25 protein-coding genes are annotated in these 23,240 nt (G+C 61.4%); 6 read left to right on the top strand and 19 right to left on the bottom strand.

Annotation, left to right across the window (positions count from 1 at the left end):
• Positions 1-140: 140 nt before the first annotated feature.
• Entirely contained in the window at positions 141-788 is a 648-nt protein-coding gene (locus tag KW568_RS04575; protein ID WP_033726680.1) for a trypsin-like peptidase domain-containing protein, read from the top strand.
• A gap of 170 nt (positions 789-958) precedes the next feature.
• Positions 959-1,438 carry a GNAT family N-acetyltransferase gene (locus KW568_RS04570; protein ID WP_004576346.1) on the top strand — a complete coding sequence of 160 codons (480 nt, stop codon included), beginning with the start codon at positions 959-961 and terminating at the stop codon, positions 1,436-1,438.
• Between the two features lie 10 nt (positions 1,439-1,448).
• Here KW568_RS04570 and KW568_RS04565 read toward each other — a convergent pair whose 3' ends face one another.
• Together KW568_RS04565 and KW568_RS04560 are read right to left on the bottom strand one after the other, a co-directional pair.
• The gene (locus KW568_RS04565) at positions 1,449-1,745 is read right to left on the bottom strand and encodes an addiction module antidote protein (protein ID WP_004576347.1); all 297 of its coding nucleotides are present in this window, start codon (positions 1,743-1,745) and stop codon (positions 1,449-1,451) included.
• Entirely contained in the window at positions 1,742-2,035 is a 294-nt protein-coding gene (locus KW568_RS04560) for a type II toxin-antitoxin system RelE/ParE family toxin (protein WP_004576348.1), read from the bottom strand. Before KW568_RS04560 ends, KW568_RS04565 begins: the two co-directional genes overlap by 4 nt.
• A gap of 223 nt (positions 2,036-2,258) precedes the next feature.
• Here KW568_RS04560 and KW568_RS04555 point away from each other — a divergent pair, with 223 nt between their 5' ends.
• Positions 2,259-3,152, top strand: coding sequence for a bestrophin family protein (locus tag KW568_RS04555; protein ID WP_003248571.1), 894 nt, complete (start codon positions 2,259-2,261; stop codon positions 3,150-3,152).
• Positions 3,153-3,188: 36 nt separating this feature from the next.
• On the opposite strand, the gene phnE is transcribed toward KW568_RS04555, so the two are convergent.
• From phnE to KW568_RS04535, 4 genes are read right to left on the bottom strand one after another with little or no spacing between them, the layout of a single operon-like run.
• A complete protein-coding gene (gene phnE / locus KW568_RS04550; protein ID WP_004576349.1) occupies positions 3,189-3,956 on the bottom strand; it encodes a phosphonate ABC transporter, permease protein PhnE in 768 nt (255 codons plus the stop codon).
• Entirely contained in the window at positions 3,953-4,780 is an 828-nt protein-coding gene (locus KW568_RS04545; protein WP_004576350.1) for an ABC transporter permease, read from the bottom strand. The genes phnE and KW568_RS04545 overlap by 4 nt, the downstream gene beginning before the upstream one ends.
• The gene (locus KW568_RS04540; protein ID WP_004576351.1) at positions 4,774-5,583 is read right to left on the bottom strand and encodes a phosphonate ABC transporter ATP-binding protein; all 810 of its coding nucleotides are present in this window, start codon (positions 5,581-5,583) and stop codon (positions 4,774-4,776) included. Before KW568_RS04540 ends, KW568_RS04545 begins: the two co-directional genes overlap by 7 nt.
• Positions 5,580-6,434 (bottom strand): putative selenate ABC transporter substrate-binding protein, encoded by an 855-nt coding sequence (locus KW568_RS04535; RefSeq protein ID WP_003248578.1) that lies wholly within the window; start codon positions 6,432-6,434, stop codon positions 5,580-5,582. Before KW568_RS04535 ends, KW568_RS04540 begins: the two co-directional genes overlap by 4 nt.
• A 126-nt stretch (positions 6,435-6,560) precedes the next feature.
• Between KW568_RS04535 and selD the strand changes: the two genes are divergently transcribed.
• Positions 6,561-7,595, top strand: a complete 1,035-nt coding sequence (selD, locus tag KW568_RS04530; protein WP_004576352.1) for a selenide, water dikinase SelD — start codon at positions 6,561-6,563, stop codon at positions 7,593-7,595.
• Positions 7,595-8,707, top strand: coding sequence for a tRNA 2-selenouridine(34) synthase MnmH (gene mnmH, locus KW568_RS04525; protein ID WP_004576353.1), 1,113 nt, complete (start codon positions 7,595-7,597; stop codon positions 8,705-8,707). Before selD ends, mnmH begins: the two co-directional genes overlap by 1 nt.
• 135 nt (positions 8,708-8,842) lie before the next feature.
• Here mnmH and KW568_RS04520 read toward each other — a convergent pair whose 3' ends face one another.
• The 13 genes from KW568_RS04520 to hmpA all read right to left on the bottom strand — a co-directional run bounded on the left by KW568_RS04520 (position 8,843) and on the right by hmpA (position 21,529).
• Positions 8,843-9,229, bottom strand: a complete 387-nt coding sequence (locus KW568_RS04520) for a lysozyme inhibitor LprI family protein (protein WP_004576354.1) — start codon at positions 9,227-9,229, stop codon at positions 8,843-8,845.
• 20 nt (positions 9,230-9,249) lie between these two features.
• Positions 9,250-9,789, bottom strand: coding sequence for a hypothetical protein (locus KW568_RS04515; RefSeq protein ID WP_004576355.1), 540 nt, complete (start codon positions 9,787-9,789; stop codon positions 9,250-9,252).
• An 86-nt stretch (positions 9,790-9,875) separates the two neighbouring features.
• Positions 9,876-10,439, bottom strand: a complete 564-nt coding sequence (locus KW568_RS04510) for a GNAT family N-acetyltransferase (RefSeq protein WP_003248588.1) — start codon at positions 10,437-10,439, stop codon at positions 9,876-9,878.
• A 266-nt stretch (positions 10,440-10,705) separates the two neighbouring features.
• Positions 10,706-11,089 carry a YkgJ family cysteine cluster protein gene (locus KW568_RS04505; RefSeq protein WP_003248590.1) on the bottom strand — a complete coding sequence of 128 codons (384 nt, stop codon included), beginning with the start codon at positions 11,087-11,089 and terminating at the stop codon, positions 10,706-10,708.
• 160 nt (positions 11,090-11,249) lie between these two features.
• Positions 11,250-12,377: a hypothetical protein gene (locus tag KW568_RS04500; RefSeq protein ID WP_004576356.1), complete on the bottom strand. Its 1,128-nt coding sequence runs from the start codon at positions 12,375-12,377 to the stop codon at positions 11,250-11,252.
• Positions 12,378-12,491: 114 nt separating this feature from the next.
• Entirely contained in the window at positions 12,492-13,700 is a 1,209-nt protein-coding gene (gene alaC, locus KW568_RS04495) for an alanine transaminase (protein WP_004576357.1), read from the bottom strand.
• A 309-nt stretch (positions 13,701-14,009) separates the two neighbouring features.
• Complete coding sequence (cyoE, locus tag KW568_RS04490) at positions 14,010-14,897, bottom strand: heme o synthase (RefSeq protein ID WP_003248596.1); 888 nt, start codon at positions 14,895-14,897, stop codon at positions 14,010-14,012.
• Between the two features lie 11 nt (positions 14,898-14,908).
• Positions 14,909-15,241, bottom strand: a complete 333-nt coding sequence (gene cyoD, locus KW568_RS04485; RefSeq protein ID WP_003248599.1) for a cytochrome o ubiquinol oxidase subunit IV — start codon at positions 15,239-15,241, stop codon at positions 14,909-14,911.
• On the bottom strand, positions 15,241-15,867 hold the full coding sequence (gene cyoC / locus KW568_RS04480; RefSeq protein WP_012051225.1) for a cytochrome o ubiquinol oxidase subunit III: 627 nt from the start codon (positions 15,865-15,867) through the stop codon (positions 15,241-15,243). Before cyoC ends, cyoD begins: the two co-directional genes overlap by 1 nt.
• 3 nt (positions 15,868-15,870) lie before the next feature.
• Positions 15,871-17,889, bottom strand: coding sequence for a cytochrome o ubiquinol oxidase subunit I (gene cyoB / locus KW568_RS04475; RefSeq protein WP_003248603.1), 2,019 nt, complete (start codon positions 17,887-17,889; stop codon positions 15,871-15,873).
• Positions 17,890-17,892: 3 nt separating this feature from the next.
• The gene (gene cyoA / locus KW568_RS04470; RefSeq protein WP_003248605.1) at positions 17,893-18,834 is read right to left on the bottom strand and encodes a ubiquinol oxidase subunit II; all 942 of its coding nucleotides are present in this window, start codon (positions 18,832-18,834) and stop codon (positions 17,893-17,895) included.
• Positions 18,835-19,393: 559 nt separating this feature from the next.
• Positions 19,394-19,900: a disulfide bond formation protein B gene (locus KW568_RS04465; RefSeq protein ID WP_003248609.1), complete on the bottom strand. Its 507-nt coding sequence runs from the start codon at positions 19,898-19,900 to the stop codon at positions 19,394-19,396.
• Between the two features lie 450 nt (positions 19,901-20,350).
• Positions 20,351-21,529, bottom strand: a complete 1,179-nt coding sequence (gene hmpA / locus KW568_RS04460) for an NO-inducible flavohemoprotein (RefSeq protein WP_003248611.1) — start codon at positions 21,527-21,529, stop codon at positions 20,351-20,353.
• Positions 21,530-21,683: 154 nt separating this feature from the next.
• On the opposite strand from hmpA, the gene norR reads away from it, so the two are divergent.
• The gene (gene norR / locus KW568_RS04455) at positions 21,684-23,240 is read left to right on the top strand and encodes a nitric oxide reductase transcriptional regulator NorR (protein ID WP_003248614.1); all 1,557 of its coding nucleotides are present in this window, start codon (positions 21,684-21,686) and stop codon (positions 23,238-23,240) included.

Raw genomic sequence — 23,240 nt, 5'->3', positions numbered from 1 at the left:
GCACTGGCACTTAAGCTGTCATTCGTCAGATATATTCCGAAAGTATTGTTAGCGTAATGGCACTTAGCCATAGTAGCGCTCCCTTTTCTCCACGCACTGTGTATCCCATGAAAACAATCGCGCCCTGCATGGCGGCAATGATGCTGCTCAGTGGGTGCAATGGAGTGCCAACGTCGTACGTTTCAGATCCCGTCTACAGTCAGGCTTTCGTGGTCACTTCTGGTGCCCCTCTGCCGATGTTGCTGATGGCCAGCGCCATCCAGTGGAACGAGGATTACGCTGTAACCGCCAAACACACCCCCTTCCTGCGCAACGTGGTCCACGAGGGCCTCGGTGACGTAGTGTTCTTCAAGCACAAAGCCAGCAGCGTGCCGCACTGGCGCCAGTACGTGCCAGGGGAAGCCGTGACGGCGGTGGGCTTCAACAGTTTCATGATGCCGATGCAGGGCAAGGGCCATGCCCTGCCGTCACTGGTACGGCTTGAAGGTACGCCTGGCAGTGTTTTCTACTCGGTGCATGACGGCCCGATCACCAAGGGCATGTCGGGCGGGCCAGTGTTCGCCGATGACGGCACGGTGGTAGGCATCAACGTCGCCATCATTCCCACCAGCGAGATCGACGCCGGCAAGCGCCCGGACCTGGCCGGTAAAGATCGCATCAGCGTGTTCATGTCGTTTAGCGAGATCGACAAGGAATGGCGGCGCTATCAGTACCTGTTGGCACACCAGGCCAAGCCGAGGGCGCCGGCTGCGGTCAAAGGCTACGTGGCGGTGGCCGCCAAGCCGTGAATCGGGGCGCGGTGTTGGATGGAAAGCGGCCTATGATGTGAGGCTGATGGCCTCTTCGCGGGTAAACCCGCTCCTACAGGGCCTGCACAGGATTTGAGCCTTGTGCAGTACCTGTGAGAGCGGGGTTACCCGCGAAGAGGCCCTGCCAGCCAACGCGAGAAGGACCTGCCATGCACCTGACCCATCGTCCCATCCGGCCTGAAGACATCCCCGTTATCTGCAGCTTCCCTCAGAGCCCGGACGAACTGTTCTACATGTTCCCCAAAGCCACCTACCCCCTCACCCCCAACCAGCTGAGCGACGCCATAGCCCAACGCAGCGGCTCCACGGTAGTGGAAGGTAACGACGCTGTCCTGGCCTTCGCCAATTTCTACAAAGCCGAACATGGCGGCCTATGTGCCCTGGGCAACGTAGTGGTGGCACCCAGCGCCCGCGGCCTTGGTGTAGCGCGTTATCTGGTAACGGCCATGATCGACCTCGCCCGCCAGCAGTACAGCGCCCGGGAGGTCTGGGTGTCATGCTTCAATCACAACACCGCAGGCTTGCTGCTTTATCCACAGCTGGGCTTCACACCGTTCGGCATCGAGGAGCGGCAGGCGTGGGACGGCACGCGGGTAGCGTTGGTGCAGATGAAGCAAATATTGACTTAACCGAGCTGGATCAGCGGGTCATTGCATGTGGCTGAACGAGAAGGTCCACCCCCAGAGCACGAATGACCCTCAATACAGTGTCAAAACGAGGCTTCGCGCCAGGGCTCAGCGCCTTGTACAGGCTTTCTCTACCCAGCCCACTCTCCGTAGCAATATGTGTCATGCCCCGTGCACGAGCGATATGGCCAAGTGCTCGAATGATTTCCTCGGTATCGCCATTTGATAGCACCTGGCTAAGGTATTCACTGATTGCCTCATCGCTGCTCAACAAGGCTGCCATATCAAACGGGATCAATTTTTCGCTCATTTCATCTCCTTCAGCAGCTTTCTGGCGTTGAGGATGTCGGCGGCTTGGGTGGACTTGTCGCCGCCGACCAGCAGTAAAACCAACCTCTGCCCCTTTTGCGTGAAATAGACGCGATAACCGGCAGCTACGTCGATGCGAAGCTCACCAATACCGCCTCCAAGCCACTTGAAGTCACCAAGATTGCCCGCCGCTGCTCGCTCCAGCCTACGACCTATCGCCAGCCTGGCCCTCAAATCTCTCAAGCTCGATAGCCAAGCGGCAAAGCTTTCCGTCTGTTCAACGAGAAACATCAAGTGGTCACCCAATCGTATCCTTATGGATACACCCATTCAAGGATTGAAGCGACCCACTCTGTCGTTTTTGAGCTGAATCAGGAATTCAGGCACGTCTGATAGGCTGGTCGGAGTTTTCCCTTCGTTTCAGCTACAAAATCCCTTGCAACATTCAACCCTCGAACCTTCGACGAGCCTCGGCGTCCCATCCTGCATCCCCCGCGTTTCGAGGTACCCCCGCGTGAAAGACGTCATCGCCCGCAAGTACCGCCTGGTGGTGAAGACCATCGGCTATATCGGTTGGTCGCTGTTCTGGCTGCTGATCTGGGATGTGCTGGTCACCATCGATTTCATGCTGTTCTTGAACAGCAAGTTCACCCTGCCACTGATCCCGCTGACCCTGCTGGGCTCAGCCTTGGTGGTGCTGGTGAGTTTTCGCAACAGCAGCGCCTACAACCGCTGGTGGGAGGCTCGCACCCTGTGGGGCGCGCTGGTGAACAGTTCGCGCAGCTTCGCCCGGCAGACGCTGACGCTGATCGATGACCCGGATGACAGCCTGAACCCGGTCAAGGCCACCCTGCTGCGCCGGCATATCGCCTATGTGAACTGCCTGGCGGCGCACCTGAAAGGTGAGCCCTGCCCGGAGGAGCTGATGGCCTTCATCCCGCCAGGTGAGTTCGAACGGCGCAACCGCTCGAACAATTTCGCCAATGACATTCTCGGCGGCTCGGCAGCCTTGCTGGCGCGGGAATACCAGGCCGGGCGACTGGACAGCATTCGCCTGGCGCGGCTGGAGTCGACGCTGGTAGACCTGTCTAACGCCCAGGGCGGCATGGAGCGGATTGCCAATACGCCATTGCCCTACCCCTATGTGTATTTCCCACGGCTGTTCATCACCCTGTTCTGCCTGATCGTGCCGGTGGGGCTGGTGGAGTCGTTGGGCTGGTTCACGCCGCTGGCGTCGACGGTGGTAGGGTTCATGTTGCTGGCCATCGAGCGGATCGGCACGGACTTGCAGAGCCCGTTCAGGTTCAGCGAGCATCAGATCCAGATGGATACCATATGCGAGACGATCGAGCGTAACCTGGAGTCGATGCAGCGGGAGGCGCAGTGTGCCGAGGCTGTAGACGCCTGAAAGATGTCAGGGCTGCTTTGCAGCCCGGGCTTTCCGTCAGGCCCGCACATAGCGCTGACGCAACACATCACTCGACACATCCACCAGCAACACCAACACCAGCATACCGATGATCACCGTGCTGGCCTGGGCCTCCTGGAACAGGCTCAAGGTGGTGTACAGCATCTGCCCCAACCCACCCGCCCCGACGAACCCGAGCACGCTGGCCATGCGGATGTTGTTCTCCCAGCGGTACAAGCTGTAGGCCAGCAACTGCGGCCACAGGTTGGGCAGGGTACCAAAGCAGAACGCCGCCACTTGGCTGCCCCCCTGCAAACGGATCGCCGCCGCCGGCTCGGGCGGGGCGTTCTCAAGCGCCTCGGCAAACAACCGCCCCAGCACCCCAGCAGTGTGCAACGCCAAAGCCAGGGTACCGGCATTCGGCCCCAGCCCAGCCGCCAGCACAGTCAGCGCTGCCCACACCAGTTCAGGAATGGCACGCAAGGCATTGAGCAGCAAACGCGCGGCCCCTTGCAACGGCCAACCGAAGCGGCCCGCCGCCGGCAGTGCCAGCAACATCCCCACTACCATTGCCAACAAGGTGCCCATGCCAGACATGGCCAGGGTTTCCATGGCCCCGCGCCACACCGCCTTGAGGTGCCCCGCAGACAGATCCGGCTGCAGGAAGCGCCCGGCGTACTCGCCCATCTGCCCCAGCCCGCCATTGCCGACCAGTGCGTGCAGGTCCAGTTCCAGATACGCGAACGAGGCCACCGCCGCTGCCACCATGGCGCCCAGCAACACCCAATTGATCACCCGGTTCATGCCAGCCTCCAGCGCAGCAGGCGGCTGAGCAGGTCGGCCAGGATCACCAGCAGCAAGAACGTCAACAGCATGCTCGCTACTTGCGCACCCGCAAACATGCGCATCGACAGGTCGATCTGCTGGCCCAGCCCGCCAGCACCGACAAAGCCCATCACCACCGAAGCCCGCACCGCGCACTCCCAGCGGTACACGGTGTACGACACCACTTCGGAGGCAGCATTGGGCAGGATGCCGTAGAAAAACGCCGCCAGCCGGCCACTGCCCGCCTGCAACAAGGCATGCGCCGGGCGCTGGTCGACCGACTCGAAGATTTCGGCATAAACCTTGCCGAGCATGCCACTGTAGGTGATGGCGATAGCCAGTACGCCCGCCGTCGGCCCCAGCCCCACGGCGCGCACGAACAGCAACGCCCAGACGATCTCCGGCACGCTACGCAGGAAAATCAGCAGCCCACGCACCGGCAGGCGCAACAGTCGCGACCACAACCCGGCCCGCCCGCCGCGTGAAGCAGCACGCAAGGACAAGGCACGGCTGGCCAGCAAGCCAGCCGGGATCGCCAACAACAACGCCAGCGCCATGCCGGCAGTCGCCACGGCCAGGGTCTGCAAGGTGGCTTCATACAGCAGTGCAAGAAAATCGGCATCATGTGCCGGCGGCCAGAACGCGCTGGTAAAGCTGGCAATCTGCTGACGGTTGTCCGCCTGCAACAGCACCCCGGGGTTCAGTTCGCTTGTCTGGATAGCCGGCCACAGTACTGCCACCGCCAACAGGGCCAGCAGCAACCGCGGCAGCAGCGCCGGGTCGCGGGCGTCGGCCTTCAGCATCGCGGAATCTGCACAGTCAGGGTCGGCCCCTGGGTGGGCGGCGGAGCCAGTTGTTCGTTGGCGTATAGCGCGTCCAGCAGTTGCTCGGTGACCGCTTCGGCCGGGCAGTCGAACACAACCTGCCCTTCCCGAATGCCAATCACCCGCGGAAAATGCGCCAGCGCGAGCTCTACGGCGTGCAGGCTCGCCACCAACGTCACGCCAGTCGCTTGGGCATGGCGATTGAGCAAGGCCAGGCTGTGGTCGGCCAACACCGGGTCCATGGCCGACACCGGTTCGTCGGTCAGCAGCACCTGCGGGCGCTGGTACAACGCCCGAGCAATGCCCACCCGCTGCAACTGGCCACCGGACAACTGCCCACACTGCACGAACAGCTTGTCGGCCAGGCCCAGTTCGGCCAACACCTGGCGCGCCCCCGGTACATCGCTGGGGTACAGCAGGTTGAGCAAGCCGCGCAGCGTACCCCACTGCCCCAGGCGACCCGCCAGCACTGCGGTCACTACCCGCTGACGCGGTGGCAACGGCGGCGCCTGATGCACCAGGCCAACCTGCGCGCGCAGTCGCTGGCGTGCCCTTGCCGACAGCGCCCAAGGCTGCTCGCCAAGCAACTCCAGGCGCCCACTGCTGGGCTGAACGGCCGTTGCCATCAGGTGCAGCAAGCTGGACTTGCCCGCCCCCGACGGCCCGATGATGGCGACACGCTCGCCCTGCGCGATCCGCAGGCTCACCGCGTCAAGCGCGCGTACCTGGCCATGACGCAGGCTGGCACCGTGAAGATGGATTGCCGCATTCGAAGCTGTCACTTGAGCAGGCCGGCCTCGCGTGCAGCTTGTTCGGTGCCCTTGTAGTTCTCAGGCTTGGTCTCGATGAAGCGGCTGGCGGCCTGCAGGTCCAGGATCGCCTTGTGCTCCGGGTTGCTCGGGTCAAGGTCCAGGAAGGCTTTCTTGATTTTCTGTTTCAACGCCGGGTCCATGTTGCCGCGCACGGTCCAGTTGTAGTCGAAGTAGGTCGGGGTGGTGGCGAACACCTTCACCTTGGTGGTGTCGACCTTGCCGGCATCCACCAGCTTTTGCCACACGCTGGCGTTCAGCACGCCACCATCGACCTTGCCAGCCTGCACCCAGGCCACGGTGGCATCATGGGCGCCAGAATAGGCCACGCGGCTGAAGTACTCTTCAGGCTTGATATTGTCCTGCTTGAGCATGAAGTAACGCGGCATCAGGCTGCCCGAGGTGGACGAAATGGAACCGAAGGCAAACGACTTGCCCTTCAGGTCGGTCAGGCTTTTCACGTCGGGGTTGGCGGTGATGAACTTGGACGTGAACTGAGCGTCCTGCTCACGCTGTACCAGTGGCGTGGCGGTCGGGTCCTTCAGGTGCACCTGAACGAACGTGAAGCCCCCCAGCCAGGCCAGGTCGAGACGGTCTGCGGCCAGCGACTCGACCACCGCTGGGTAGTCCGCCACGGGTACGAACTTCACTTCCATGCCCAGCTGCTTGGCCAGGTACTCACCCAAAGGCTTGAACTTGCGCTGCAGTTCGGTCGGCGCTTCGTCGGGGATGGCGCTGACCCGCAGGGTTTCGGCGGCCTGAACGACAACGGCACAGCAAGACAGCACGAGGCCGGCGGCAAGCGCCAGGGGGCGGTTGAGCATGGGTGTTCTCCGGTTCAATAGCGGGGAAGTGCCGACACATTTGCCGACACCGGGAATTATAAGAGGCAAGGGCCTAAAGGCCAGCTTTGCTACAATCGCGCAACAATTTGACCTGCAGAGGTGCATATGAGCGAGCCGATTCGCCTGACCCAGTACAGCCATGGCGCCGGCTGTGGCTGCAAGATCTCCCCCAAGGTGCTGGACGTGATCCTCGCCGAAAGCGGCACCCAGGCCCTGGACCCGAAACTGTGGGTCGGCAATGCCTCGCGCGACGATGCAGCAGTGTACGCGCTGGACGACGAGCGCGGCGTGGTTTCGACCACCGACTTTTTCATGCCGATCGTCGATGACCCTTACGACTTCGGCCGCATTGCCGCCACCAACGCCATCAGCGACATCTATGCCATGGGCGGCGACCCGCTGATGGCCATTGCCATCCTCGGCTGGCCGGTCAACGTGCTGCCGCCGGAAGTCGCCCGCGAAGTCATCCGCGGCGGCCGCGCAGTGTGTGCCGAAGCGGGTATCCCGCTGGCCGGCGGCCACTCGATCGACGCGCCTGAGCCGATCTTTGGCCTGGCCGTCACCGGCGTGGTCAATAAACGCCACCTCAAACGCAACGACACTGCCAGCGCGGGCTGCCAGCTGTACCTGACCAAGCCCCTGGGCATCGGCATCCTCACCACCGCCGAAAAGAAGGCCAAGCTGCGCGTGCAAGACCAAGGCCTGGCCCGTGACTGGATGTGCACCCTCAACACGCCCGGCAGCCGCTTCGGCAAGCTGGACGGGGTCAAGGCCATGACCGACGTCACCGGCTTCGGCCTGCTCGGCCACCTGGTCGAGCTGGCCGAAGGCAGCGGCCTCACCGCGAACCTGAACTACGCCGCCGTGCCACGCCTGCCCAGCGTCGACCACTACCTGGCCGAAGGCTGCATCCCCGGTGGAACCCTGCGCAACTACGACAGCTACGGGCACAAGATCGGCGCCCTCAGCGACGACCAGAAGCACCTGCTGTGCGATCCGCAGACCAGCGGTGGCTTGCTGGTTGCTGTTGCCCCGGAGGGTGAAACCGAGTTCCTCGCCGTGGCTGCCGAACTGGGCCTGAAACTGTCTCCGATCGGCAAGCTGGTCGAGCGACAGAGCCATGCGGTCGAGGTGATCTGATGCGCCCCGACTGCACCGACTTCCGTCAGCTGTTCCTCGACGACGTGCCGATGATGGACATGCGCGCCCCCGTCGAATTCGCCAAAGGCGCCTTCCCTGGCGTGGTAAACCTGCCGCTGATGAACGACCAGGAGCGGCAGAAGGTCGGCACCTGCTACAAGCAGCAGGGCCAGGCCGCCGCCATCGCCCTGGGCCACCAGCTGGTCAGTGGCACCACCAAGCAAGCCCGCCTGGAAGCCTGGGCAGCGTTTGCCAAGGCGCACCCTGACGGTTACCTGTACTGCTTCCGTGGCGGCCTGCGTTCGCAGATCGTGCAGGGCTGGCTGCGCGATGAGGCGGGTATTCAGTACCCGCGTGTCAAAGGCGGCTACAAGGCCATGCGTACCTTCCTGCTGGAGACTACCCAGCAAGCGGTGGAGCAATGTGATTTCGTACTGGTCGGTGGACTGACCGGTACCGGCAAGACCGATGTGCTGCACCAGTTGGACAACGTGCTGGACCTTGAAGGCCACGCCAACCATCGCGGCTCCAGTTTCGGCAAGCGCGCCACGGCGCAACCGGCGCAGATCGACTTTGAAAACCAGCTGGCAATCGACGTGCTGAAAAAGCGCGCCCGCGGTATCGGGCAGTTTGTGCTGGAAGATGAAGGCCGCATTGTTGGCAGCTGCACGGTGCCGCTGGAGTTGTACCAAGGCATGCAGCATTACCCGCTGGTGTGGCTTGAAGACAGCTTCACCAACCGCGTGGAGCGCATACTGCGCGACTACGTGGTCAACCTGAGCGCCGAGTTCAAGGCCGTGCATGGCGAAGAAGACGGCCCCCGGCTGTTTGCCGAGCGCATGCTGCAGAGCATGGCCAACATCTACAAGCGTTTGGGTGGAGAGCGCCATCAGCGCTTGTCCGAGATGCTGCGCGAAGCCCTGCAAGAGCAGCAGCGCAGCGGCGCAGTAGACCTGCACCGGGGCTGGATCGAAGGCTTGCTGAACGAGTACTACGACCCGATGTATGCCTACCAGCGCGCAGCCAAGGCCGAGCGCATCGAGTTTGCCGGGGATGCCGTGGAAGTGCGCGAGTACCTCAAGGCCCGGGCGCTGCGCGAACCGCGCAAATAGAACCAGCACCCTGCAGTGCCCTGTAGGAGCGGGTTCACCCGCGAAGAAGGCAACGCGGAGCATGACACCGGCAAAGCCGGTGTTCGCGGCTGAACCCGCGCCTGCAAATGTGTGCAAATCATGCCTGAACAGGCGCTACTGCCCAGGGCTAAGCACCCGCTCCAGCTCCGCAGCGCGGTCGCGGGTCATGTCCATCATGCAGCTGCCACCTTCCAGCTGCGCCAGGGTTCCACCACTGGCCTGTACATGGAACTGGCAATTGCCATCACGGTAGGCCAGCCACTTGCGCTGCACATCCCGCAGGCTCTTCTGTTGCCCGGCATCCAGCTTGCCCATCAGCTGCTTGTACACCCGGTTCAAGCGCTGGTCCTGCACTTGCGTTTCGGCCCCGATGCACGCGCTCATGGCCACGGTGCTGGAGGCCTTGTCCATGCACTGCCCGTAGGCCGCCGTGTAATCGTCCGCCATCGCTACCGGTAGCGCGCAGGCCAGTGCCAGGCCTGCCAGGTAATGCTTGATCATGCTAACCCTCCTTGTGGGTATCAAAGCGTCTGCGGCTGCTCCGGAGGCATCAGCACCTTGCCTGGCTCGAAGCGCAGCGAGGGCATTTGCGTCGCTGCATACAACGTTACCCCCAGGGCGGCAATCAAGGCGACATCAAGCCAGTTCCAGCCTGGCATGTCGTCAGCCCTTCGCGCCTTCCAGCAAAACCAGGCTTGCCCCAGGCAAAACACCACCATCGCTACCAGCCACAGGTAGAAGCCAGCACCAAAACCGGTAAGGTCATGAAACTCATAGCTGCGGTTATCCGGCAAGCGGTCGATGCCAAAACTGCTGGCAGCCAGATACGCCGCACCAAGCCCGGCCAGCAAGGCCAGCCGGCGAAACCGCCGATGAGCCAGGATGGCCAGTGCCAGCAGCGGATTGGCAAACCATTGGTACAAGCCGAACGGCATGCCCCATGGCCCGTACAGCAGCATCTGCAGGGCCGGCATATGACGCTCGCCGCTCATCAGCGCGCCATCGAAGAACAGGGCGAGCAAATACAGCAGCAGGCTGATACTCAGGTAGAAAGCGGGCAAAGGGGATTCCTGAGAGAAACGGGACAGCCTACGACCTTAACCCAGGCCCTGCCCCGCTTCCAAATTCACGCTCGGGTGTTATGAGATCAGGCTACTGGCGGCTCAAGCAGCAGGCCGTAAATACCCGAGTCGGACAGCTCACCCGCCACGCACCAGCGCGCCCGCAAGGTGCCTTCCAGCACAAAACCTTGCCGCTCCAGGGTGCGTGCCGAGCCCTGGTTGCGCGGGTCGATTTCACCTTCCAGGCGTCGCATGTGCAGGGTGTGGGCGAGGTAGTCGATGAAGCAGGTCAGCGCTTCGTCCATGTAGCCCCTGCCCTGCACGGCGCTGGCCAGGCAGTAGCCGATTTCGCCACGGCGGGAAATGTCGTCGATGTTGAACAGCTGGACCATGCCAATCAGTTCGCCGTTGTCGCGGCGGTACATGCCGAGCTTGAGTTGGTCGCCATTGGCATAGGCTTCGCGGTCGGCGGCCAGGGCGCTTTCGGCCTCGGCCAGGTCTTGCCAGGGTGCATGGTGCCAATAGCGCATGACCTCGGGGTCGGCCATGATCGCCAGCCACTGCGCGGCATCGGCATGGCGCATGGGGCGCAGTTGCAGCCGTGGGCTGTCGAGGCAGAGGTCACTGGGGAAACTGCGGGGAGGGGTCACGCCGGATCTCCTGTCCATTGCTGGGGAGATGACAGTTTAACGTCAAGTGCAGGGTTCAGGCATCTCGGGGCAGCTTAGCAGCCCGTCGCCGGCAGGTTCACCACAGGCCAGGAGCCTTGCACGCTACCTGTGGGAGCGGCCTTGCGTCGCGAAGGGGCTGCAAAGCAGCCCTGGCAATTCTCGCGGTGCCGCTGATGCCTGGGGCCGCTGTGCGGCCCTTTCGCGACGCAAGGCTCCACATCGACCGCGTCAGGCTGATTGATACTTCAGGCCACCTCAGCCCCATCATCCGGCCAATGCGGCTCGTTGGCCTCTGGCGGAGTCAAGGGTGGCAGGCCATACGCTGCCCGCGCATCATCACAGCTCGGGTTATGCACCCCACCCTCCCACGACGCATCAAACTCGCGGCACGGGCTGGAACGGTTGGCGTAAATCGTACAAGCCACCTCTTTACCGATCTCGCCCTGAAGGCTGACACAGCGGCAGGGCTTGGCATCGGTGCCAATCATGGCAACGCGCGTGGGGTTGATCTGTACCACCAGGTCGTCCGGCACTACGCCCCCGGCAGACTGGCATTCGCCCCAGAAGAAGGACACACGGAAGTACCCGCAGCAGGCGCCGCAGTCAAGGCAAGGGTTATATTCAGACATGATGTCACGGAGGGAAGGTGGTTGTTATCGGGGCTGGCCCGCGGCGCCATTTTTAATCCAACCAGGGGCCGCTGGATAGAGGGGGAATGCAAAAAAAGTTGCCGCTGATCCGGCCACTGAACAAGGGCGACCAGTGCATTCACCGGCCGCCCCCTTTCAGCTAGCAGATGGGCTGGTAGGCTTCAGCGTCCCAGCATTGTAAACCCAGGCCTGCGCTCGGCTTGTAGCTGCCTCCCTGTACCTTGCTGAACTGCGTATGCACCTCACCACAATGCACCAGACGATCATTTTTATCGCCCTCGGTGAGTACCGTGTAGGACTCACTGCGCATGGCCTGATACTGCCTGTCGGCAGCCGCCATGACCTGGTGATACTTCATCAACTGGCTGCTGCTCAAGGCCAGACGTTTGTCCAGGTGCACGCCCCAGCGGGTCAGGCAAACCTCGGCAAAGTGGCGAACGATCAGCCCAGGTTCGGCCAGCACCTTGCCATCGCCTGCGCCATCAGCCGAGGCGTTGCCCACCAGCGTGGCATGGCGACCCGGCATCGGATAAACGCATATCCGTGTCCCTTTGGCGACCGAAGGGATCACGCAGGCAAAACCTTTGGAGCGCTCATCCCTTGAGTAGAAGCCTACGTACTCTTTGACGTTATCCGCCAACGTTACGCGTTCGACTTGCACGTTACCAACACCAGGCACCGGGTCGATGGCAAATATGTTCACCGGTATGCCCCGCAATACAGGGTCTTGCGCCATGGCATTGGCCAGCATGTGGCAGCTGATCCCTCCCCTGCTCCAGCCCACCAGGTTGACCTGGGTTGGCAGGCGCGGTTTGCGGAACATGCTGATGATGCGCTCCTGCAGTTCCTGCGGGGTCGGGTGGCGATCGCCATAGTCGTAGGTTCGCCAGAACCATGAGGCGGAGGAAGACACGTCCGGAATGGGCACGCCGGCAGCTTTCAGCCGCTCGTATTCTTGCTCACTGAGTTTGGTGCGCCGCCAGCTGCTTTCGCCTTTGATGACCTGCAGCACATGGTTGACGTTCTCCTCCCAGCCGCGGCCAAACAGCTGGCCGGTCCAGTTGAAATAGCCGCCGGGTTCGACGAACAGGTTGTCATCCTGAAGGTTGCCGCTGCCTGGGCCGTCGACGGCGATCCAGTGGGCGAATTCCCGGCTCTGGTCATTACTGGCCAGGGTCGAGACCAGCTCGCCATTCCAGAAGTTGGGATTGGCGTCGTCGAAACGGTGCGAGCCAGTGCCGCAGAAGTAGGCGGTGAAGACACTCATGGGGAGATCTCTTTGGTGAGAAATGAGTGCTGACGGTAGGCGTACGGGTAACCAGAAGGCAGGCGGAAAACTCACCCAAGAGGCAGTTGGGGCTGCTTCGCAGCCCCAATGGGCTTACTTGCGAGCCAAACCATCAGCCCGGAACATTTGCCGGATCCCGCGGATGGCCTGGCGAATACGGTCCTGGTTCTCGATCAACGCAAAGCGCACATGGTCGTCCCCATAGTCACCAAAGCCGATCCCCGGCGACACGCAGACCTTGGCCTCAGCCAGCAGCTTCTTGGAGAACTCCAGCGAACCCAGGTGTGCATACTCCGGCGGGATCTTCGCCCACACGTACATCGACGCCTTGGGGTTCTCGACCATCCAGCCCAGTTCGTGCAGCCCCTTGACCAGCAGGTTGCGACGCTGGCGATACTGCTCGGCAATGTCGCGCACGCACTGTTGGTCGCCTTCCAGCGCGGCAATGGCTGCAACCTGTAGCGGGGTGAAGGTGCCATAGTCGTGGTAGCTCTTGATCCGCGCAAGGGCGCTGACCAGCTCGGGGTTGCCGACCATGAAGCCGATGCGCCAGCCGGCCATGTTGTAGCTCTTGGACAGGGTGAAGAACTCCACCGCAATGTCCTTGGCACCCGGCACTTGCATGATCGACGGGGCTTTCCAGCCGTCGTAGACAATATCGGCATAGGCCAGGTCATGCACCACCAGTACGTTGTACTGCTTGGCCAGGGCCACCACGCGCTCGAAGAAGTCCAGCTCCACGCACTGGGCGGTCGGGTTGGACGGGAAGCCCAGGATCATCATCTTCGGCTTGGGGATGGACTCGCGAATGGCCCGCTCAAGCTCGTTGAAGAAGTCCACACCCGGCACCAGCGGCACCGAACGCACCTGGGCACCGGCAATCACTGCGCCGTAGATGTGGATCGGGTAGCTGGGGTTGGGCACCAGCACCGTGTCGCCCTGGTCGAGGGTGGCCAGCATCAGGTGGGCCAGGCCCTCTTTCGAGCCGATGGTGACGATGGCTTCGCTTTCCGGGTCGATGTCGACCTCGTAGCGGTCCTTGTACCAGTTGGAGATGGCCCGGCGCAGGCGCGGGATGCCGCGCGAGGTGGAGTAGCCGTGGGTGTCTTCACGTTGGGCGACCTGTACCAGCTTCTCGACGATGTGCGGCGGGGTGGCGCCATCGGGGTTGCCCATGCTCAGGTCGATGATGTCCTCGCCACGGCGGCGGGCGGCCATCTTGAGCTCGGCAGTGATGTTGAAGACGTAAGGGGGGAGACGATCGATGCGCGCAAAGCGGCGCGGCGAACCTGGGTTGGCCATGGCTTCCTCTGAGGACGTAAGCGCCCGGAACCGTCCGAGCGACGCTGGCCGATGTGGCGGCCTGAATCAGAAGATAGTGCCGAAACAGGATCCTTGTAAAGGATAATTTCCTGTTTTGTTAGAACTTTTCAGATCTATTGTTTGAAAATCAGAGATTTATATTTTCCTGTGCTGGCCTCTTCGCGGGTAAACCCGCTCCTACAGGAACCTTGTAGGAGCGGGTTTACCCGCGAAGAGGCCGGCACAGGAAAAATACCCAAAAAAAACCCCGGCACAGTGGCCGGGGTTTTCGTGAAACAGGCAGCAGTTTCAGCGTGCGTAGGTCATCAGCACATCCGCAGCGGTCTGGCTGTCCACACCCATCATCACGCTCAGGGCAGTGACGGTAAGGATGGAGAAGCCGAACACCTTGCGGGCCCACTTGCTGTCGTCCTCGGCCTTGTAACCACCCCAGGCCATGTACAGCCAGTACAGGCCCATGGCAGCTGCCACGGCCAGGTAGCCGAGGCCGGCGTAACCGCCGAGGGTGAGCATCAAGGTGGCGAGCACAAAGGCCAGCACGTACAGCACAATCTGCTTCTTCGCCGCGAGGATGCCACGTGCCACCGGCAGGACCGGAATGTTGGCAGCGCTGTAATCCTTGAAGCGGAAGATCGCGATGGCAAAGCTGTGCGGCATTTGCCACAGGCTGAACATCACCAGCAGGGTTACCGCAGCCAGGTCGAAGCTGTTGCTCACGGCGCAGTAGCCGATCACCGGAGGCATGGCACCGGACAGGCTGCCGACCAAGGTGCCGTGCACCGATTTACGCTTCAGCCACAGGCTGTAGAAACCGACATAGACGACAAAGCCAATCAGTGCGCAGAACGCAGACAGCGGGTTGGCCTGGACATACAGCAGGCTGAAACCCGCCACCCCGAGCAGGGTGGCGTAGATCAGCGCGAGGGGCAGCGACATGCCGCCCTGGACCATGACGCGGTTCTTGGTGCGCTCCATCTTGTGGTCGATGTCACGGTCGATGCAGTTGTTGAACACGCATCCGGACGCGACCACCAGCGAAGTACCGATCACCACCGCCAGGAACAGGGCGAAATCCACATGGCCCTTCGAGGCAAGGAAGAAACCGCCTGCCACGGAAAGCACGTTACCGAAAATGATCCCCGGTTTGGTGATTTGGATAAAGTGCTTAACGGACATGCAGTCTTACCTCACTTGGCCAACATTTCGAAGTGGATGCTGAACATGATCCACAGCGACAGGCCGACCAGCAGAGCGATCACCAGGGTGGTGAACAGGAACGTCGAAACGTTGTTGCGTTGCTCTTTCGAGCGGTCCATGTGCAGGAAGTAAACCAGGTGAACAACTACCTGGATCACGGCCATGGCAACAATGATCAGAACGGTCAGGTTCTTCGGCAGGCTGGCAGTCATGGCCAGGCCGAACGGGATCGCAGTCAGGATGATCGACAGTACAAAACCGATCATGTACGACTTGACGCTGCCGTGATTACCTTCGTGATGAGTGTCGTGTGCGTTAGCCATTACAGAACCCCCAGCAGGTAAACGACGGTGAATACGCAGATCCAGACCACGTCCAGGAAGTGCCAGAACAGGCTCAGGCAGCTCATGCGGGTCTTGGCGGTCGGCGTGATGCCGTGCTTGTTGATCTGGTACATCATGATTGCCATCCAGATCAGACCAGCAGTCACGTGCAGACCGTGGGTACCTACCAGGGCGAAGAAGCCCGACAGGAAGCCACTGCGCTGCGGGCCGAAGCCCTCGCTGATCAGGTGATGGAACTCATAGATTTCCATCGCGATGAAGCCTGCACCGAACAGGAAGGTCACAGCCAACCAGCCCAGTACGCCCGCTTTCTTGCCATCGAACATCTTCAGCATGGCGAAGCCGAAGGTGATCGAGGACAGCAGCAGGAACAGCGTTTCAACAGCTACGAAATCGAGCTGGAAGATGTCATGACCCGACGGGCCGCCGGCAAAACTGCCGGACAGCACCGCGTAGGTGGCGAAGAGCGACGCAAACAGGATGCAGTCGGTCATCAGGTACAGCCAGAAGCCCAGTACGGTCATCTGGCCCGAGTCGTGGTGGTGGTCGTCATGCCCATGGTCGTGACCATGAGCAGCGCCGCCGTGCATTACTTGACTGGACATTGATTACACCCGCTCAAACGATTCGACACGTGCGCCGGCAGGCAGAGCACCTGCTTTGGCCAGCGCTTTCATACGCTCGCCTTCGATGCGCGCCACTTCTTCGGCCGGAACCATGTAGCCCTGGTCGTCACGTGCAGCGTGGCGAACGAAGACAGCGATGGTTGCAACCAGGCTCGCGCCCACCAGCCACCAGATGTGCCAGATGAAGGCGAAGCCGAAGACGGTCAGGAACAGGCCCATGAACAGACCGGTAGCAGTGTTGCTCGGCATGTGGATGGCTTCGTACTTGGCCGGGGCCTTGTACGCAACGCCCGCTTCCTTGGCTTCGTGCCAGCAGTCCAGGCCAACTTTCTCAGGCATGTGAGCGAAGTTGTAGAACGGAGGTGGCGAAGAAGTCGACCATTCCAGGGTACGGCCGCCCCATGGGTCGCCGGTCACGTCCAGGTTCTGGTTGCGGTCGCGGACCGAAACGAAGATCTGGATCAGCTGGCAAGCGATACCGAACAGGATCAGCACGGCGCCGACAACGGCTACGTACAGGTAGGGTTCCCACAGTGGGTTGTCGGAGTGGTTCAGACGACGGGTCATGCCCATGAAGCCCAGGGCGTACAGCGGCATGAACGCAACGTAGAAGCCCGACAGCCAGAACCAGAAGGCAGCTTTGCCCCACTTCTCGTTCAGGGTGAAGCCGAAGGCTTTCGGGAACCAGAAGGCGAAACCGGCGATGTAGCCGAATACCGCGCCACCGATGATCACGTTGTGGAAGTGCGCAATTACGAACAGGCTGTTGTGCAGGACGAAGTCAGCACCCGGAACGGCCAGCAGTACGCCGGTCATGCCACCGATGGAGAAGGTGACCATGAAGCCCAGGGTCCAGAGCATCGGTGCGGTGAAGCGCACACGGCCTTGGTACATGGTGAACAGCCAGTTGAACAGCTTCACACCGGTCGGAATGGAGATCAGCATCGTCGCCAGGCCGAAGAAGGTGTTGACGCTGGCGCCGGCACCCATGGTGAAGAAGTGGTGCAGCCATACAGCAAAGCCGAGGATGGCGATCGCGCCCGATGCGTAAATCATCGAGTGGTGGCCGAACAGGCGTTTGCCAGAGAACGTCGAAGTGACTTCCGAGAACACGCCGAAGGCCGGCAGGATCAGGATGTAAACCTCAGGGTGACCCCACGCCCAGAACAGGTTGACGTACATCATCGGGTTCCCACCAAGCTCGTTGGTGAAGATGTGGAAGTCCAGATAACGGTCAACAGTCAGCAGAGCGAGTGCAGCAGTCAGGATCGGGAACGAAGCGACGATCAGTACGTTGGCCCAGGTGCAGGTCCAGGTGAAGATCGGCATGTCCATCAGTTTCATGCCAGGTGCGCGCATCTTCATCACGGTGACGAGGAAGTTCACGCCGGTAAGCGTCGTACCCAATCCGGATAGCTGTAGCGCCCAGATGTAGTAGTCGACACCCACCCCAGGGCTGTACTGAATGCCCGCGAGCGGCGGATAGGCAACCCAGCCGGTCTTGGCGAATTCACCAACACCCAGCGAGATGTTGACCAGCAGCACGCCTGCCAGCAGCAGGTAGAAGCTCAGGGAGTTCAGGAACGGGAAGGCAACGTCACGTGCACCGATCTGCAGAGGAACCGCCAGGTTCATCAGGCCGGTGAAGAACGGCATCGCCATGAAGATGATCATGATCACACCGTGAGCGGTGAAGATCTGGTCATAGTGTTCAGGCGGCAGATAGCCTTCGGAGCCGCCGGTTGCGGCAGCCAGCTGGGTACGCATCATGATGGCGTCGGCAAAGCCACGCAGCAGCATGACCATCGCGACGATGATGTACATCACGCCGATCTTTTTGTGGTCGACAGTAGTCAGCCACTCGCTCCACAAGTAGGTCCACTTGCGGAAATAGGTGATAAGACCGACGACAGCGATACCGCCGAGCGCGATCATGGCAAGCGTCACCATGACTATCGGCTCGTGATAGGGTATCGCCTCCAGGCTTAATTTACCGAACATCTCTTACTCCTCTGCACCGGCAGCTGGTTGCATACTCGATTCCACACCCTTGGTTGTGGCCAGATCTTTGCTGCCTGCTTCTTCGTGGCTACGACCGCGGTTCATGCCTTCGTACTTGTCGACGATCAGCTGGAACTGCTCAGGCGAAGCCTCGCTATACAGCGCGACCGGGTTGTTTTCGCTTGGTTTGGCCAAGGCGTCGTATTCGGCCTTGTCCAGCTTCTTCGGCGACTGCTTGACCTCAGCGACCCACTTGTCGAAGTCTTCCTGAGAGGTGGCAGTAGCCTTGAATTTCATGCCGGTGAAGCCAGCACCGCTGTAGTTGGCGCTGATACCGTCGAACTCGCCATTTTCGTTGGCGATCAGGTGCAGCTTGGTGGTCATGCCGGCCATGGCGTAGATCTGGCCGCCCAGGCCCGGGATGAAGAACGAGTTCATCACGGCGTCGGAAGTGACGCGGAAGTTGACCGGAGTGTTAGCCGGGAAGACGATCTTGTTGACCGTGGCAATGCCCTGCTCCGGGTAGATGAACAGCCACTTCCAGTCCAGCGCGACCACGTCGATCTGAATCGGCTTAACGTCCGAATCCAGCGGACGATAAGGGTCCAGCTTGTGGGTGGAGTGGTAGGTGACGTAACCCAGGGCGATGATGATCAGGATCGGGATGATCCATACCGCGGCCTCGATCTTGGTCGAGTGCGACCAGTCAGGGGTGTAAGTGGCTGCCTTGTTGGAAGCACGGTACTTCCAGGCGAACGCCAGGGTCATGATGATCACAGGGATTACCACCAGCAGCATCAGGCCGGTAGCGATCAGGATCAGGTTCTTTTGCTCAATGCCGACCTGGCCCTTCGGGTCGAGCAGGGTCCAGTTGCACCCACTGAGTAAAAGCATGCCTAAAAAGGGCAATATGCCAAACAGTCTGGGGTAACGCTTTTTACTCATCTCACGACCTCTAGATCAGCTTGCTTCAATGCAATTTGTGTTTTGGTAGCCAACACTTCGTCCTGCCAAGTGAGGCATTTCGCGCCCGTACTCGCTCCTGCCTGGGGTCCGACTGCAGGACCTTGGCTTCAAGCGGGTTAGCGGTGCTTATGGTTTCGTAGGCAACAGGCCTGTACTTCAGACCAAGTCCATTTGGTGCGGGAAAACGCGGAGGGGTGTCCGCCCGGTATCGCCGTTGGGCGAAACTTGACGAAGTCAGCAAAAAGGAGCGCTGGGGCTTCCTTCAATCCTGCGACTCGCAAGCAGTGCCGAACGGAAATTGGGGGCGATTGTAGATAGGTCGCCAACCCTTGACTATGACTTATTGAGCAACAGTCTTTTACAGAATCCGTAACAATGCTGCTCAATAATTCAACTTCGCGACAGTTTGTCGCACCCCGCTTGCTAGGCCTCAAAGCCGCATTCTGCAAGGCCTGCGGGTTGATCTGGATCAAGCGGTGCGCAACTTTTCCCTCTTCTCATGCGGTGCAAAAGACCCCATGCAATTCGGGACTTTTGTCTAAGCCTGGCGTCGATTGCGGTAGATACCGAGCGGGACGAGGACGGCGGTCAGCACGAACGCCACAAGTGCCCATTGCGCCAGCGACAGGCCGAGGATCGGCGGATACGGCGTGCTGCAGAAGCCGTCGACCTGAAACGCCAGTGGCCACAGCTTTGCCAGTGGCAGGTCATCCACGATCGGCTGCAGGGTATCGATACCGCAACTGACCATGGGGTTGGCGAGTATATACACATGGTTGCCAGCCGCAACGATTCCGCCAATTGCACTGAGCACCACCAATGCCTCGAAGAAGGTCAGGCTGCGGCGCCCAGGCATCGCCGCAGCGATGAAGGCAAACACGGCAATGAACAGCAACGCATAACGCTGCAGGATGCACAACGGGCAAGGTGCCTCGCCTAGCACCACCTGCATGTAGAGGGCGCCGCCGATCAGTGATAGGCAGATCAGCCCCAACAGCACCAGAAAGCGCCGTTCCCGATTTAGGCGCGATGTTTGTTCGTTCATTGCCGGTTCCTTCGATGGATAGTGGCAGCGTGGTCCGCCTGCCTGGGCGCAAGTCTACACGCTGGGCATGGCCTGTGAGCATGCCGAGGGAGCGTCGCGGAAGCACTGCGCAAGGCTATCCAGTGTGGCTGAGACCGGCCGCAACGACGTCGGTTCAACGCCGGCCGGCAAAAAAACGGCTGCCCAGGTGCCGCGCAGGGGCAAGCCCCTCGACACCCGGGAGTGAAGGATACCGTGATTAAAGGATGATTAAGGATGAAAGCGCAGCGCCCGGTTTCATCTTTCCTTTATATATAGGCAGAAAGGTGTGCTGCAGCGGGGGGACGAGTACTTTATAAGCCTGTACCGGCCCCTTCGCGGGTAAACCCGCTCCTACTGCACCACATTCAAGACCGGTGCAATACCTGTGGGAGCGGGCTTGCCCGCGAAGAGGCCGGCGCAGGTGCTACATCACTCCAGCGCTGCCGCCGGCCCGAAGAACTCGTAGCGGCTCTGCTGCTCCGGCACACCCAGGCCCTTCAGCTGGCGCTTGACCGCCGCCATGAAGCCCTTGGGGCCGAGGAAGTAGGCGTCCACGTCACGCTCCTGCGGCAGCCACTCGGCAAGCAGGTCTTCACTGAGCAAACCCACGGCGTCGGCCGCTGCGCCACCTTCCGGCTCGGCATAGCAGTAAAAGCGCTTGAGCTGTGGATGGCGCGCCGCCAGGCCATCGATCCAGTCCCGGAAGGCATGCACCGCGCCGTTACGCGCACAGTGGATGAAATGCACCTCGCGCCGGGTTTGCAGTGCTGCCTGCAGCATCGCCAGGGTCGGGGTAATGCCCACCCCTCCGCTGATCAGCACCAGCGGCTTGTCGCTGGCTGCCAGGGTGAAGTCACCCGCAGGCGGGAACAGTTGCAGGGTATCGCCCACCACCAGCTCATCGTGCAGGTAGTTGGAGACCTTGCCGCCCGCCTCGCGCTTGACGCTAATGCGGTATTCCTTGCCGTCGCACAGCGCCGACAGGGAATAGTTGCGGCGCTGCTCGGCACCGTCAAGGTCAAGTTTCAGACCGATGTACTGGCCAGGTTCTGCCTTGAGCACCGGCATGCCATCCACCGGGGCGAAGTAGAACGAAACGATCTCGCTGCTTTCCTGCTCGCGGCGTACCAGGCGGAATTCACGGGTACCGCGCCAGCCACCCTCGGCCTCTTCCTTCTCTTTATAGAGGTTTTCTTCAGCGCCAATCAGAATGTCGGCCAGCTGGCCATAGGCCGCGCCCCACGCGTCGATCACCGCAGGGGTGGCAATGTCCTTGCCCAGCACTTCCTCGATGGCGCGCAGCAGGCAGCTTCCGACAATCGGGTAGTGCTCCGGCAGAATCTGCAGGGCAACATGCTTGTTGATGATCTGCCCGACCAGGCCGCCCAGTTGCTCCAGCTGGTCGATATGGCGGGCATACATCAACACGCCGTTAGCCAGCGCACGCGGCTGATCGCCACTGGCCTGGTGGGCCTGGTTGAACAGCGGCCGTACCTCGGGGTACTCGCTGAGCATCATCTTGTAGAAGTGGGTGGTCAGCGCTTCGCCGCCGCTTTCCAGCAGAGGTACAGTGGCCTTGATGATTGCACGTTGTTCGGCATTGAGCATTGCAACAACTCCTGAGCCTGTGGCTTCAAATGACTGCCCCTGCCATTACAGCAATCGTGCCAACTTTTATCGCCAGTAAAATCAGGGGTTTGATGCAGATCATGTCAAAACGACCCACCTCTGCGTATAGTCATATCGACCCATAGGAGTCCATATGACTACACAGCCACTGCTCACCACCCTCCTGCCCCTGGTCAGCGACCTGTCCCGCGATTTGCCCGACCAGGAACGCTACCGCCGCCTGTTGCAAGCCATGCGTGGCCTGCTGCCGTGCGATGCTGCAGCACTGCTGCGACTGGATGGTGAATGGCTGGTGCCGCTGGCAGTGGATGGCCTTAGCCCCGACACCCTCGGCCGGCGCTTTCGGGTCAGCGAGCACCCGCGTTTCCAGATACTGCTCAGCCGCCCGGAACCCACCCGATTCGCCAGCGATTCCGAACTGCCCGACCCCTACGATGGTTTGGTCAATGCCCCCGATGCCGACCTTGAAGTGCACGACTGCATGGGCTGCCCGTTGATGGTCGATGAGCGCCCATGGGGCCTGGTCACCCTCGACGCCCTCACCCCCGGGCAGTTCCAGAGCCTGGAGCTGGATGCCCTGCAGGCCTTTGCCAGCCTGGCTGCCGCCACCGTTACCGTGGCCGAGCGTATCGAGCACCTGGCCCTGCGCGCCGAAGACGAACACCATCGCGCCGAGCTCTACCGTCAGGCCAGCGGCCAGGATAGAGAGCTGATTGGCCAGAGCCCCGCGCACAAACGCCTGGTGGAGGAAATTCGTCTGGTCGGCAGCAGCGACCTGACCGTGCTGATCACCGGCGAAACCGGGGTTGGCAAGGAGCTGGTAGCCCAGGCCCTGCACCAGGCCAGTAACCGCGCCGACAAGCCGCTGGTCAGCCTCAACTGCGCCGCCCTGCCCGACACCTTGGTGGAAAGCGAACTGTTCGGTCATGTGCGCGGCGCCTTCACCGGCGCGCATGGCGAGCGCCGCGGCAAGTTCGAACTGGCCAACGGCGGCACGCTGTTCCTCGACGAAGTGGGCGAACTGCCGCTGACGGTGCAGGCGAAACTGCTACGCGTGCTGCAAAGCGGCCAGCTGCAGCGCCTGGGTTCGGACCGCGAGCACCGGGTGGACGTGCGCCTGATCGCCGCTACCAACCGCGACCTCGCTGCCGAGGTGCGTACGGGCAACTTTCGCGCCGACTTCTATCACCGCCTCAGCGTTTACCCGCTGCACGTACCACCTTTGCGCGAACGTGGGCGAGACGTGCTGCTATTGGCGGGCTACTTCCTCGAACAGAACCGTTCACGGCTGGGCCTGAACAGCCTGCGCCTGAGCCATGAGGCCCAAGCCGCGTTGATCGCCTACGACTGGCCAGGCAACGTGCGCGAACTGGAACACCTGATCGGCCGCTCGGCACTCAAGGCGCTGGGCCAGCACCCTGATCGGCCACGTATCCTCACCCTCGAAGCCATCGACCTGGACCTGCGTGTGTCGGCAACCACGCCAGGCACGCTGCCCTCCCCCGCTGCACCGCTGCAAGTGGTCACCCCGCCGGAAGGCGGCTTGCGTGAAGCCGTCGATATTTACCAGCGACAGGTGATCGAAGCCTGCCTGCAGCGGCATCAGGACAACTGGGCAGCAGCGGCCCGCGAACTCGGTCTGGACCGCGCAAACCTGAGCCGTTTGGCCCGCAGGCTAGGGCTTCGCTGA

Source organism: Pseudomonas sp. HD6515, from assembly GCF_024971855.1.
GTDB lineage: Bacteria > Pseudomonadota > Gammaproteobacteria > Pseudomonadales > Pseudomonadaceae > Aquipseudomonas > Aquipseudomonas alloputida.
The sequence above is the reverse complement of the archived record's forward strand: the minus strand, read 5'-3'. Positions and strand labels throughout refer to the sequence as shown.